The 13,214-nt window shown below is 60.4% G+C and carries 14 protein-coding genes; 6 read left to right on the top strand and 8 right to left on the bottom strand.

Translation table 11 applies throughout. The annotated features are described in order from the left end of the window. Positions 1–31: 31 nt before the first annotated feature. From ACVW0Y_RS02130 to ACVW0Y_RS02115, 4 genes are all read right to left on the bottom strand, one after another. A complete protein-coding gene (locus ACVW0Y_RS02130) occupies positions 32–1,504 on the bottom strand; it encodes an inorganic phosphate transporter (RefSeq protein ID WP_457435743.1) in 1,473 nt (490 codons plus the stop codon). A gap of 160 nt (positions 1,505–1,664) precedes the next feature. Continuing rightward, entirely contained in the window at positions 1,665–2,837 is a 1,173-nt protein-coding gene (locus ACVW0Y_RS02125) for an MFS transporter (protein ID WP_457435742.1), read from the bottom strand. Between the two features lie 123 nt (positions 2,838–2,960). Continuing rightward, positions 2,961–3,764, bottom strand: coding sequence for an SDR family oxidoreductase (locus ACVW0Y_RS02120; protein WP_457435741.1), 804 nt, complete (start codon positions 3,762–3,764; stop codon positions 2,961–2,963). A 114-nt stretch (positions 3,765–3,878) separates the two neighbouring features. Next, positions 3,879–4,259: a DUF2784 domain-containing protein gene (locus ACVW0Y_RS02115; protein ID WP_457435740.1), complete on the bottom strand. Its 381-nt coding sequence runs from the start codon at positions 4,257–4,259 to the stop codon at positions 3,879–3,881. Positions 4,260–4,397: 138 nt separating this feature from the next. Here ACVW0Y_RS02115 and ACVW0Y_RS02110 point away from each other — a divergent pair, with 138 nt between their 5' ends. Further along, positions 4,398–4,556: a DUF3309 family protein gene (locus ACVW0Y_RS02110; protein ID WP_108095509.1), complete on the top strand. Its 159-nt coding sequence runs from the start codon at positions 4,398–4,400 to the stop codon at positions 4,554–4,556. A 179-nt stretch (positions 4,557–4,735) separates the two neighbouring features. Here the strand turns inward: ACVW0Y_RS02110 and ACVW0Y_RS02105 are convergent, their stop codons facing one another. The 3 genes from ACVW0Y_RS02105 to ACVW0Y_RS02095 form a co-directional block, all read right to left on the bottom strand. Beyond that, positions 4,736–6,394 carry a cation acetate symporter gene (locus ACVW0Y_RS02105; protein WP_457435738.1) on the bottom strand — a complete coding sequence of 553 codons (1,659 nt, stop codon included), beginning with the start codon at positions 6,392–6,394 and terminating at the stop codon, positions 4,736–4,738. Continuing rightward, positions 6,391–6,702 carry a DUF485 domain-containing protein gene (locus ACVW0Y_RS02100; RefSeq protein WP_457435736.1) on the bottom strand — a complete coding sequence of 104 codons (312 nt, stop codon included), beginning with the start codon at positions 6,700–6,702 and terminating at the stop codon, positions 6,391–6,393. Before ACVW0Y_RS02100 ends, ACVW0Y_RS02105 begins: the two co-directional genes overlap by 4 nt. A 336-nt stretch (positions 6,703–7,038) precedes the next feature. Beyond that, a complete protein-coding gene (locus ACVW0Y_RS02095) occupies positions 7,039–7,893 on the bottom strand; it encodes a glycine betaine ABC transporter substrate-binding protein (protein WP_457435735.1) in 855 nt (284 codons plus the stop codon). Between the two features lie 88 nt (positions 7,894–7,981). Between ACVW0Y_RS02095 and ACVW0Y_RS02090 the strand changes: the two genes are divergently transcribed. Together ACVW0Y_RS02090 and ACVW0Y_RS02085 are read left to right on the top strand one after the other, a co-directional pair. Continuing rightward, the gene (locus ACVW0Y_RS02090; RefSeq protein ID WP_457435733.1) at positions 7,982–8,215 is read left to right on the top strand and encodes a hypothetical protein; all 234 of its coding nucleotides are present in this window, start codon (positions 7,982–7,984) and stop codon (positions 8,213–8,215) included. Between the two features lie 79 nt (positions 8,216–8,294). After that, the gene (locus ACVW0Y_RS02085) at positions 8,295–9,854 is read left to right on the top strand and encodes a glycoside hydrolase family 17 protein (protein ID WP_457435732.1); all 1,560 of its coding nucleotides are present in this window, start codon (positions 8,295–8,297) and stop codon (positions 9,852–9,854) included. A 115-nt stretch (positions 9,855–9,969) separates the two neighbouring features. Here ACVW0Y_RS02085 and ACVW0Y_RS02080 read toward each other — a convergent pair whose 3' ends face one another. Then, entirely contained in the window at positions 9,970–10,353 is a 384-nt protein-coding gene (locus ACVW0Y_RS02080; protein WP_457435731.1) for a hypothetical protein, read from the bottom strand. 166 nt (positions 10,354–10,519) lie between these two features. Between ACVW0Y_RS02080 and ACVW0Y_RS02075 the strand changes: the two genes are divergently transcribed. The 3 genes from ACVW0Y_RS02075 (at position 10,520) to ACVW0Y_RS02065 (ending at position 13,168) form a co-directional block, all read left to right on the top strand. Further along, positions 10,520–11,008, top strand: coding sequence for an N-acetyltransferase family protein (locus ACVW0Y_RS02075; protein WP_457435730.1), 489 nt, complete (start codon positions 10,520–10,522; stop codon positions 11,006–11,008). Positions 11,009–11,087: 79 nt separating this feature from the next. Further along, a complete protein-coding gene (locus ACVW0Y_RS02070) occupies positions 11,088–12,383 on the top strand; it encodes a serine/threonine protein kinase (protein ID WP_457435729.1) in 1,296 nt (431 codons plus the stop codon). After that, positions 12,380–13,168, top strand: a complete 789-nt coding sequence (locus ACVW0Y_RS02065) for an MlaA family lipoprotein (RefSeq protein WP_457435728.1) — start codon at positions 12,380–12,382, stop codon at positions 13,166–13,168. Before ACVW0Y_RS02070 ends, ACVW0Y_RS02065 begins: the two co-directional genes overlap by 4 nt. The last annotated feature ends 46 nt before the right edge of the window (positions 13,169–13,214 follow it).

Raw genomic sequence — 13,214 nt, 5'->3', positions numbered from 1 at the left:
TAAAAAAGCCCCGCATCTGCGGGGCTCTTTATTAGTCGACGAAGCGTGTGGCTAGCCAGAAGAGACTGGCTGCAAGGCCCATCGAAATCGGCAAGGTCAGCAACCAGGCCAGCAGGATATTGCGCACAGTGCCGCCCTGCAGGCCGCTCTTGTTGGCGACCATGGTGCCGGCCACGCCGGAGGACAGTACGTGGGTGGTGGACACCGGCAGGCTGAACACGTTGGCCAGGCCGATGGCGAAGGCGGCGGTGATCTGCGCCGACATGCCCTGGGCATAGGTCATGCCCTGCTTGCCGATTTTTTCACCGATGGTCAGTACCACCCGCTTCCAGCCGACCATGGTGCCGATACCCAGCGCCAGGGCCACCGCCAGAATCACCCAGAACGGCGAGTATTCGGTGGTGGCGGTGAGGTCTTTGCGCAGCTTGTCGAGGTCGGCTTTTTCCCGCGAGGCCAGGCCGTCGAGCTTGCCGACTTTCTTCGCGGTGTCGTCCAGGCACAGCAGGTAACGACGCACTTGAATGCGCGTGTCCGGCGCCAGGCTGTGGTAGTCGGTGACGCCTTTGAGGTCGCTCAGCAGGCCGGCGATGGTGGCTTCGGTCTGCTGCGGGTTGCAGCGGAACAGCTCAGGCATCTCGGCGGTATTGGCTTTACCCAGGGCCAGGAACTCGCCGAGGCTGTCGCGGTTGCGGTCGTAGAACTGGCTCAGGTGAATAGTGGCGTCACGGGTGCGCTCGATCTGGTAGGTGGTGCTGTTCAGATCCAGTACGAACTGCGCCGGCACGATACCGATGAGCACCAGCATGATCAGGCCGATGCCCTTCTGGCCATCGTTGGAGCCGTGCACGAAGCTCACGCCCATGGCCGACAACACCAGTACCAAGCGATTCCAGAACGGCGGGTGTTTCTTGTCATCGATCTTGCGGCGCTGCTCCGGGGTCTTGTGCATCTTCGACAGCGGGCGCCACCATTTCAGACCGAGCAGCACCAGGGCCGCCACCAGGAAACCGGCGAGGGGCGAGGCAAGCAGCGACATGCCAATATCAATCGCCTTCTGCCAGTTCACGCCATCGGCCAGCGGAATATCGCTGATCAGGGCATTGGCCAGGCCGACACCGAGGATCGAGCCGATCAGGGTGTGCGAGCTGGAAGCGGGAATACCGAAGTACCAGGTGCCCAGGTTCCAGGTAATGGCGGCGGCCAGTAGCGAGAAGACCATGGCCAGGCCGTGGCCGGTGTTGACGTTGATCAGCAGTTCCACCGGCAGCAGATGGACGATGGCATAGGCCACGCCGACGCCACCGAGCAATACACCGAGGAAGTTGAATACACCGGAGAGCATCACGGCCAGGTGGGGCGGCATGGCTTTGGTGTAGATCACGGTAGCCACCGCGTTGGCGGTGTCATGGAAGCCGTTGATGAACTCGAAGAACAGGACGAACGCCAGGGCCAGGATCAGGCTGATAAGCACCCAGGGTTCCAGCCCGCTGAAAAGATCGAACATGTGGTTTTCTGTTCAGGTCGAAAGGGGGCGCGATTATGCCAGATAACCGCCACGTGAAAATCCTCAAACTGCTGGCTGGTAACGCTAGCAGAGAAAAACTGTCATGCCATCTTCATAAAGCCCAGAGCCCGCGCGGGCTGTGGGCTGGTGCGGCAAATTGTTACTGGGCGGCGACCGGCTTTGCGCGAGGACGCAGCTGCCAGGCCAAGAGGATCATGCTGGTGGCCAGGCCAGTGAGCACTACGAACGGCACCTGATAGCTACCGGTGAGATCGCGAACCAGGCCGGTGAGAATCGGTGTAAAGCTGCTGATGCCGTAGCCGGCGCAGAGCATCATCGCGGTCCAGCGACTGACCGCCAGCGGGGTGTTGACCTCATACATCGGCAGCACCAGCGACAGCGCAAACGAACCGCTCAGGGCCAGGCCCAGGAGCAGCGCCCAGAGCTGCGGCAGCAGCTGCGGCGCAAAGGCAATCATGCCCAGGCACAGGCTTGAGGTAATGGCGCATAGCAGCAGCAACTGGGCGCGGTTGTCGTAGCGCTGGGCCAGCCACGGCAGGACGAAAGCGCTGGGCAGGCCGATCATCATGAATGAGCTGAACAGCGTGTTGCTCTGCGTCGGCGAAAAGCCCACTTCGTGGTAACGCGCGGTCAGCCAGGTGGTGAGGGTATAAAACAGCCCGGCCTGAATGGCGAAGAAACCGGTGATCACCCAGGCCCGCGGTTCACGCCAGGGTAAACCACCGCCGCTGCCCACTAGCGCAGGGTCTTCCTGTTTGTTCGGTACCCACAGCCAGAGCAGGAACGCCAGCAGCGCCGGTAACGCCCAGATCGCCAGACCCCAGTGCCAGCGCTCACCCAGCAGGCCGGTGAGCGGCCCGGTGAGCACTGCGCCACCGGCACCGCCGATGGTCATGCTCAGGGAGTACCAGGCCACCACTCGGCCGACCTTGCCGACAAAGTGGCGTTTGATAAAGCCCGACAACAACGGCCCGGCAATAGCGATACCGGCCCCGACAAACACCGCACTGCCAATCAGCACGCTGCTGTGATGGCTGGCCAGACGCAGCACCAGGGCGCAGCCGATCAGCGCCATGCAGCCAACAATGGTGCGTTCCAGGCCAAAACGGACGGCCAGGCGCGGAGCCATGGGTGCCAGCAAGCCCATAAACAGCACCGGCAAGGCGGTGGTCAGGGCGATCAGGCCACGGCTCAGGGACAGTTCATTGGCGATCTGTTCGATCAGAGGAGCGAGGGAGGTGATGCCTGGGCGCAAATTGATTGCGGCGAGCACCAGGGCGACAAACAGTAAGCCCCGAGAGATGGGTTTCACAGAAGTAGTCAACGTAGCGACGACCAGGCAGGCCGGGCCCGCAACCCTACTATTCAACGGCGGTGGCTAACAAGTCTGGCCGGCAAAATAATTGACCGGCCAGACAAGTTATTCACAACAGTATTACTTGCCTTTGGCGCGCATCTTTCCGGCCATTACCGCCATCTCGTCGTACAGCGCTTGCGGGTTCTTCTGCTTCAGCGCCCAGGCCATGCGGCCCTGTTCGTGGGGCAGAATCATAAATTCGTTATTGGCCACCGAGGTGAAGATGTAATCGGCAATATCGGCCGCGCTGATCGGGCTGCTTTCCAGCAGTTTGCCAACCTGGGCTTTCATGGCCGGGGTCGGGCCACGGAAGGAATCCATCAGGTTGGTCTGGAAGAACGATGGGCACACCACATGCACACCGATTTCCTGCTCTTTGAGCTCGGCCAACAGGCTTTCCGAAAGCGCTACCACGCCGGCTTTGGCAACGTTGTAGTTGCTCATGGCCGGGCCCTGCATCAAGGCGGCCATGGAGGCGATATTGATGATCTTGCCCTTGCTGCGCTCCAGCAGCGGCAGGAAGGCTTTGCAGCCCTTGACCACGCCCATCAGGTTGATGGAGATCTGCCAGTCCCAGTCTTCCAGGGACAGCTCGCTGAAAAAGCCGCCAGAGGCGACACCGGCATTGTTGACGATGACATCGACGCCACCGAACTTGGTTTCGCAAGCCTGCGCCAGGGCGGTCAGTTGGCTGTAGTCGCGCACGTCGCAACGCAGGGTGAAGCCATCGCCGCCAGCTTCGCGGACCAGCTTCAGGGTTTCCGCCAGGCCCGGCTCGCTGACATCGGAGAGCGCCAATTGCCAGCCTTCGCGCGCCCAACGCAACGCGATTTCGCGGCCCAAGCCAGAACCCGCGCCGGTGATCATGATGCGATTTTGCATAGTGAGGCTGCCTTTTCTTGTAAGTGTCGGGGGTGAGGAGTGATGCCAGTGTAACGAAGGCATCTGCCCGGCCCACGCACCATTAGGCTGCTGAATGAGCCAAACAAACCAAGCTCATGCCTGGTGTTTTTTTGCGCGCAGAACGCCACGCAGCAGGTACAGGTAAACGGCCAGATTGAGCGCCAGCACCACGGCCCCAAAGCCCAGCTGCATGTCGGCGGTAAGGCCGCGCGGATAGATCAGCGGAATCAGGTAATGCTCGATAAAACCGCCCTCGTAGCCCGATTGCCCGGCGGCCAGGCGCAAGCGGTTTTCCAACGGCGTCAGCGGGCAATACAGATGAAAGAACTCCACCGCCGCCCCCCAGGTTACCGCTGGCAGATGCAGCGCCAGTAACCAGCGCCAGCGCAACACCAACAACCCGCCGAACAGCACGAACAGAATGAACAACAGGTGCACCAGCACCACGCTGTCAGCGCCCAGACGATAGAGCATTGCCACCCCTGCGGAGAAATAACCTGAATTTTTGCAAAGCCGCTCCGGTCGTAACTAATAGACGAGGCCAGCGCACCCTTTTGTGCGTGGTCTCTGAAGGAAGTTGCACTTTATGGTCTAGAACAAGGAATCCAAACCATGGGCCTCAGCACAATTCTGATCGTGGTACTTATTCTTCTCCTGGTCGGCGGCCTGCCGCTGTACCCGCATTCCAGAAGCTGGGGCTACGGCCCGTCAGGCATTCTGGGTACCATTCTGATCATCGTGATCATTCTGGCGTTGCTGGGCAGGATCTAGTTCCTCACCGGCAACAAGAGCCCCGCCCCGTGCGGGGCTTTTTATTGCCTGGCAAAAAGCATCGCGGCTGAAGCCGCTCCTACCGATTGTGCGATCTCGCAGGAGCGGCTTCAGCCGCGATGCTCTTGATAAAAAAAGGCAGCCCGAAGGCTGCCCAAATCACTCAGAGTCTTTACTTATCAGTGCGCTGCTGCACCGCTGGCACCCAGGCCAGTCTGCGAGCGGACGAACTGCGGCAGGAAGCGCGCGCGCTCTTCACCGGCCGAGGTGGATTTATCGGTGATCGAGAAGAACCAGATACCGCTAAAGGCCACGATCATGGAGAACAGCGCCGGGTATTCGTACGGGAAGACCGCCTTGGCGTTACCCAGTACCTGTACCCAGACGGTTGGGCCGAGGATCATCAGACCGACAGCGGTCAACAGACCCAGCCAGCCACCAATCATGGCGCCACGGGTGGTGAGGTTTTTCCAGTACATGGAAAGGAACAGCACCGGGAAGTTGCAACTGGCAGCGATGGAGAACGCCAGGCCCACCATAAACGCGATGTTCTGTTTCTCGAAGAGAATGCCCAGGCCAATGGCGAGTACGCCGAGGGCAATGGTGGTGATCTTCGATACACGCAGTTCATCTTTCTCGTTGGCTTTGCCGTTTTTCATCACGCTGGCATAGATGTCGTGGGACACCGCCGAAGCGCCCGCCAGGGTCAGACCGGCTACTACGGCCAGAATAGTGGCGAAAGCGACTGCCGAGATAAAGCCGAGGAACAGGCTGCCACCCACCGCATTGGCCAGGTGCACCGCCGCCATGTTGTTACCACCGAGCAGAGCGCCCGCTGCATCTTTGAACGCCGGGTTGGTGCTGACCAGCAGGATCGCGCCGAAGCCGATGATAAAGGTCAGGATATAGAAGTAGCCGATAAAACCAGTGGCGTAGAACACGCTCTTACGGGCTTCCTTGGCATCGCTCACGGTGAAGAAGCGCATCAGGATATGCGGCAGACCCGCCGTACCGAACATCAGCGCCAGGCCCAGGGAGATCGCCGATACCGGGTCACTCACCAGTGCACCAGGGCTCATGATCGCCTGACCTTTGGCGTGCACTTTCACCGCTTCGGAGAACAGCATGCCGAAGTCGAAGTTGACGTGTTTCATCACCATCAGCGCCATAAACGAAGCGCCCGACAGCAGCAGCACGGCCTTGATGATCTGCACCCAGGTGGTGGCCAGCATGCCGCCGAAGAGCACGTAGAGCACCATCAGAATACCGACCAGAATCACCGCAACGTGGTAATCCAGACCGAACAGCAGTTGGATCAGTTTGCCGGCACCGACCATCTGCGCGATCAGGTAGAAGGCCACCACCACCAGCGAACCGCTGGCGGACAGGGTACGAATTTCCTTCTGCTTGAGGCGATAGGAAGCCACATCGGCAAAGGTGTATTTGCCCAGGTTGCGCAGGCGTTCGGCGATCAGGAACAGAATGATCGGCCAGCCCACCAGGAAGCCGATGGAGTAGATCAGGCCGTCATAACCGGAGGTGTACACCAGGGCGGAAATACCCAGGAACGAGGCCGCCGACATGTAGTCACCCGCAATCGCCAGACCGTTCTGGAAACCGGTGATCTTGCCGCCAGCGGCGTAGTGATCGGCGGTGGAGTTGTTGCGTTTGGACGCCCAGTAGGTGATGAACAGGGTGGCGCCGACAAAGACGACGAACATGGCGATGGCCGCCACGTTGATCGGTTGGCGTTGCACCGCGCCGGTAATGGCATCGGCAGCCCAAAGGGCCGGAGCGAAGGCGAGCAATGCGCACGCAGCAAGGTTACGAGCGATCATTGTTTCACCTCGTCCAGAATGGCCTGGTTCAGGTCATCGAACTCGCCGTTGGCGCGGTATACGTAGATACCGGTCAATACGAAAGCGGAAAGGATCAGGCCGATACCAGCGGGAATGCCCCAGGTGGTTGGCGAACCTTCGCTGATCGGCGTACCGAACAGGCTGGGGTCGAAAGCAATGATCAGAATGAAGGCCACATACAGGCCAAGCATGATGGCGGATAGTATCCAGGCGAATCGCTCGCGCTTGGCTACCAGTTCTTTGAAGCGCGGACTTTTCTCAATCCGCTCGTAGATGCTGTCGTTCATTTTATTTTTATCCTCCGCAGCACGGGTTGCTGGTGAGGTAACTCTAGTTGGCCCGGAGCCGGAAGACAGACGACCTTAGTCTTATGCTGCCGTTCAAAAGGCCGGGAGGTTCGCGCATGCGTCGTTGAAAACGGGCGCGAGATGCTTATTGGCTACAGCCAACTCCGCTCCCACCCCTGTTTTCGCCTGGCCTGCGCTTCCCTCCCGAGCCTTTGATTCGGCAGCGCCACGGGTTGATAGCGCAATACTGTGGGCTTCAGCCGCGATGCTTTTGACCTTCCACAAAAACCACAAAGCCGCTCAGTGAGCGGCTTTGTGGCAAACGCGTTAGCTAACTTACTTCAACCACTCGTTCACCCGGTCCGGGTGTTCAGCGACCCATTTCTTCGCCGCGTCAGCCGGCTTGGCACCCTCTTCCACGGCCAGCATCACGCCGCCGATCTCATCCGGGGTCCAGGTGAATTTCTTCAGGAAGGCCACCACTGTCGGGGCTTTGGCTTCCAGGCCGGGGTTGGCGATGCTGTCGACGTGCTCAGCGGCGCCATAGACGCCTTTGGGGTCTTCCAGGAAGCGCAGTTTGTATTTGGCGAACATCCAGTGCGGAATCCAGCCGGTCACCGCAATCGGCTTCTCGGCGCGAATGGCACGGGCCAGTTCGGCGGTCATGGCGCTGCCGGAGCTGGCCAGCAGTTTGTAGTCGAGGCCGTAGTCCTTGATCGCCTGGTCGGTTTTCAGCATTACCCCCGAGCCGGCATCGATGCCGACGATGCGGCCGCCAAAGCCGTCTTTCTCGCCTTGCAGGTCACCGATGGCTTTGGCTTTGACGTATTCAGGCACGATCAGGCCAATTTTCGCGTCGTTGAAGTTCGGGCCGAGGTCGACCACTTGGTCTTTCATTTTTTCGTAGTAGGCACCGTGGGTCACCGGCAACCAGGCCGACAGCATGGCGTCGAGCTGACCTTTGGCCACACCCTGCCACATGATGCCGGTGGCGACGGGCATCAGTTGCACGTCGTAGCCGAGTTTTTGTTTGATGATTTCCGCTGCGACGTGGGTGGTGGCGACGCTGTCGGACCAGCCATCGACATAGCCGATTTTCAATGTAGGTTTATCGGCGGCAGCTGCCAAACCACTGCTCAGTGCCAGTGCGAGACCCGCACCCAAACCCAATAACCGACGCATTTTGCTCATAAGTCTGTTCCCCGAAATAGTGGCTCGGCGACTGCCGAGTGGCAGGTGATTTGTCTGTGTCTGGTCTATCTAGTGCGGAGTCTGCGAAGTGATCGTTTGGCCTCACGCCCTGAGCCGGTCGTGCGCCGACACCTCGATAATCGACCCAACCGGTCACGGCACCTGCTCCAAGAACGACATCAACACGGCCAAGAAACGACAGGATCAGGCTGGAAACGACAAGGCACTTATCCAGGGCCGGCAAGCGATTGCAAAAGCAGCGAAATTTATGATTGAACGCCTGTTCAACTACCGCCCAGCCCGCCTTGTTTACATGCGCTAACACTGGCCAATGGCGGCTCTACGCTAAATACCGGGAATGCAGGTAAACTGCGCGGCTTTGCTCCCAGACGCGCCTAACTATGCCCGCTACTGCACGTTTCCCCGCCCTGCCCTATGTGTTCGCCTGCCTGCTTGCCGTATTCGCCATTGGCGGTCTCTGGTATGGCCTGGGCAAACCGCTGGTGTTGCCCGACGCCGCCACTCCTACGCACAAATTGCAGTGCGCCTCCTACACGCCGTTCGACAAGGATCAGTCGCCGTTCGACAAGCCTTTCGCCCTGCGTCCGGAGCGCATGGATGCCGACCTGGCCCTGCTGGCCACGCGCTTTCACTGCATTCGCACCTATTCCATGACCGGCCTCGAAGCGATTCCCGAGCTTGCCCGCAAGCACGGCCTGAAGCTGATGCTCGGTGCCTGGGTGAATGGCAACCCGGTGGACACCAAGAAGGAGGTCGATGCGCTGATCAAATCGGCCAACGACAATCCGGATGTGGTGCAGTCGGTGATCGTCGGCAACGAAACCCTGCTGCGCAAGGAAGTCACTGGCGCGCAACTGGCCAAGCTGATTGGCGACGTGAAGGCGCAGATCAAACAGCCGGTGACCTACGCCGATGTCTGGGAGTTCTGGCTCAAGCACCCGGAAGTGGCACCTGCCGTGGACTTCCTGACCATTCACCTGCTGCCCTACTGGGAAGATGACCCTACCGGCATCGACGAAGCCCTGGCCCACGTCGCCGAGATTCGCCAGGTGTTTGGTGCCAAGTTCGCCCCCAAGGACATCTTTATCGGTGAAACCGGTTGGCCAAGCGAAGGCCGTCAGCGCGAAACCGCGGTGCCGAGCCGGGTCAACGAAGCCAAGTTTATCCGTGGCTTCGTCGCCATGGCCGAGCAGAACGGCTGGAACTACAACCTGATCGAAGCCTTTGACCAACCCTGGAAGCGCGTCAGTGAAGGGGCCATGGGCGGTTACTGGGGCCTGTTCGATGCCGATCGCCAGGACAAAGCCGTGCTGGCCGGCCCGGTTTCCAACTTTGCCAACTGGACCCTGTGGTTGAGCGTCAGTGGCGTGATCTTCCTCGCTACCCTGCTGCTGGCCGGGCGTCCCAACTCCACCCGTTCCGCCCTGCTGCTGCCGCTGCTGGCCGCTGTGGGTGCGTGCTGTATTGCCCTGTGGAGCGAGATGGCGCGGGTCAACAGCCGCTATATAGGTGAGTGGTTGTGGGCCGCCTTCCTGGTGGGCCTCAACCTGGTGGTGCTGGCCCATGGTGCCCTGGCGCTGTCGAGCAAGGCTGGCTGGCGCGGCAACCTGTATGGCTGGCTACAAGCGCGTGCCGGCTGGTGGCTGGCGGCCAGCGGTTTCGCCGCAGCGGTGCTGATGCTCGGCCTGGTGTTCGACCCCCGCTACCGCTGCTTCCCGAGCATGGTACTGGTGCTGCCGGCGCTGGTGTACCTGTGCCGTCCGGTGGCAGGCCCACGCCGCGAGATCGCCCTGCTGACCCTGATCCTCGGTGCCGGCATTCTGCCGCAGCTGTTCCAGGAGACGCTGGCTAACTGGCAGGCGCTGGGTTGGGCGGCAGTCAGTGCATTGATGGTGGCTGCGTTGTGGCGCAGTTTGCGGGTCAGGGCTCAGGTGGCTTAAACACAGGCAAATAAAAAGGGGCTCAGATGAGCCCCTTTTCTTTATTGCTCAACAGCATCGCGGCCGAAGCCGCTCCTACGGGGATGGCGGATATGCACAATCCTTAGGAGTGGCTTCAGCCGCGAAGCCCTTGAGCCAACCGCGGCGCCCGCACCAGGCGCAACGCGGCGATCACTACGGCAAACACCGCCAGACTGGCGCTGTATAGCACCAGCGCCGGCAAGGCGAACACCAGGGCCGCCACCGCCAACCACCAGCCCGCACGGCCCGGGACGATAAAGGCCAGCAAGGCACCGACCAGACCCGTCAGTGCAATGACGCGGAAGTGGATCAACAGGCCCAGACCGTTACGCACCTGGCATTCCCAGCGCTGAGCCTGGTCAACGCAGATACCGACCCACTGGCTGTCTTCCATCAGGGCAAAACGCAGCCCGTAGGCGGCGGCCAGCCACAGGGCCAGAACGATCAGCAAGGCGATCAGGGGCAAACGACGGGACATGGGTTTCTCCGGAATATAAATCGGCGCTCAGGATAAACGCCCAAGCAGGGTATGCAAGGGCCAGAGCACGAAACATCAATTCTGTAGACGGTAATTGATGACACCCTGTTGCCGCCCGCGCGCCGAGCCTGCAAGCTCCGCTGATCACGCCATTTGAGGAGCCCGTATGTCCCGTATCCAACTGCGCAACGCCACACCCGATGACGTCGGCCTGATCCTCAGCCTGATCCATGAGCTGGCGGTATACGAGAAACTCAGTGATCAAGCGGTCGCCACCCCCGAGGATCTGACCCTCAACCTGTTCGGCCCACGCCCGTTCGCCGAGGTGCTGATCGGCGAACTGGATGGCGAGCCGCAGGGCTTTGCCCTGTTTTTCCCGAACTTCTCCACTTTCCTCGGCAAGCCCGGAATTTATCTGGAAGACTTGTATGTACGCGAGCAGGCGCGCAGTTCCGGCCTGGGCAAGGCTTTACTGACGCGTCTGGCACAGCTGGCGGTGGAGCGGGGTTGCGGGCGTCTGGAGTGGTCGGTGCTGGACTGGAACGAGCCGGCGCTGGGCTTTTATCGCCGCCTTGGGGCCCGTCCGCAGGACGACTGGACCACCTACCGTTTGAGTGGTGCAGCGCTCGGCGAGCTGGCCAAGCAAGCCGAATAAAATTGTCTGTGCTATACCAGCACAGCGGTTGTCATAACGCCGGATTCACTCTGCACTTTATCTTCTAAAGGGATTTGCGATGCCGCGCCTCTCACGCTTTGCTGCGCTTTTGGCTGGTCTGTGCCTGAGCCCGTTGTTGTCGGCCGCCGACATTGACGCGGCCAGTTATGGTTTTCCACTGGACAATCCGTTCGAGGCAACCATCGCCACGACGCCGCCGGACATGCGTCCGCAGTTGCCTGACGATAGTGATATCGACCAGGCCGACTACACCCTCAAGCTCCACCCCGAACGGGAGCTGGAGGTACCAGACAACTTCTGGCCAGTCACCACCCTGCGCTACCGCATGGCCAAGCAGAAAGGCCCGGCACCGCTGATCTTTATCATTGCCGGCACCGGCGCGCACTACTCCAGCAGCCTGGCCGAGGGTTTGAAGAAAGTCTTCTACGGCGCCGGCTACCACGTCGTGCAGCTGTCCTCGCCAACCAGCTATGACTTTATGACCGCCGCCTCGCGGCATGCCACGCCAGGGGTCAGCATTGAAGATGCCGACGATCTGTACCGGGTGATGCAGGCCGTGCGCGCTCAGCACCCGGATGTGGAAGTCACCGACTTCTACCTCACCGGCTACAGCCTGGGGGCGCTGAATGCGGCGTTCGTCAGCAAACTGGATGAAACCCGGCGCAGCTTCAACTTCAAGAAAGTGCTGATGCTCAACCCGCCGGTGAACCTCTACACCTCGATCAGCAACCTTGATCGCCTGGTGCAGACCGACGTCAAAGGCATCAGCAACAGCAGCACCTTCTATGACGTGGTACTCGGCAAGCTGACCCGCTACTTCCAGCAGAAAGGCTACATCGATATCAACGATGCGATGCTGTTCGATCTGCAGCAATCCAAGCAGCACCTGTCCAACGAGCAGCTGGCGATGCTGATCGGCACCTCGTTCCGCTTCTCCTCGGCGGACATTGCCTTTACCTCCGACCTGATCAACCGCCGCGGCCTGATCACCCCACCGGAAACCCCGATCAGTGAAGGCACCAGCCTGACCCCGTATTTCCGCAAAGCCCTGCAATGCGATTTCGACTGCTATATCCGCGAGCAACTGCTCCCTATGTGGCGCGCCCGCACCGACGGCGGCAGCCTGTTGCAACTGGTCGATCAGGTCAGCCTGTACGCCCTGGAGGATTACCTGAAAACCAGCGAGAAGATCCTGGTGATGCACAACAAGGATGACGTGATACTCGGCCCTGGCGACCTGGGCTTTTTACGCAGAACGATGGGTGACCGTTTGACCCTTTACCCGCACGGCGGGCACTGCGGCAACCTCAACTACCGCGTAAACACTGCCGCCATGCTGGAGCTGCTGAAATGACCAAGCCTTCTCTACTGCTTGCCCTGTTGCTCGCCAGCGGTGCCCTGCAGGCTGCCGACCCCATCGCCGCACCCGGTACCCCGGCCGAACCGGACGGTTTCACCGAGCCACTCAAAGAGCTGAAATTCAACCCTGGCCTCGACCAGCACGAATTCGAGCGCTCGACCCTCGATGCGCTGAACGTCTACGACCCGCTGGAATCGATGAACCGGCGTATCTACCACTTCAACTACCGCTTCGATGAGTGGGTATTCCTGCCGGTGGTGGATGGCTACCGCTATATCACCCCGCAGTTCGTGCGCAGCGGCGTCAGCAACTTTTTCAGCAACCTGGGCGATATCCCCAACCTGCTGAACAGCCTGTTGCAGTTCAAAGGCCAACGCTCGCTGGAAACCACCGGCCGCCTGCTGGTCAACACCACCATCGGCGTTGTCGGGCTGTGGGATCCGGCCACCATGATGGGCTTGCCCAAGCAGTCGGAAGACTTTGGCCAGACCCTGGGCTTCTACGGCGTACCGGCCGGCCCTTACATCATGCTGCCGATCCTCGGCCCCTCGAACCTGCGCGATGCCGGTGGCCTGTTGGCGGATTTCAGCGCGGAACAACAGATCAACTTCCTCAACGTCGCCGAAGTCAGCCAGGACCACCCCGCAGTGTTTCTGCTGCGTTCCATCGACCGCCGCTACGTGACCAACTTCCGCTATGGCCAGACCAACTCACCGTTCGAATACGAGAAGGTGCGCTACGTCTACACCGAAGCGCGCAAGTTGCAGGTTGCTGAGTAAGGCCAACCTCACCTCCCCGTAGGAGCGGCCGGTCCGGCGCTCCTAC

This window comes from Pseudomonas sp. TE3786 (genome assembly GCF_054057335.1).
This window is presented reverse-complemented; position numbering and strand designations above follow the sequence as displayed.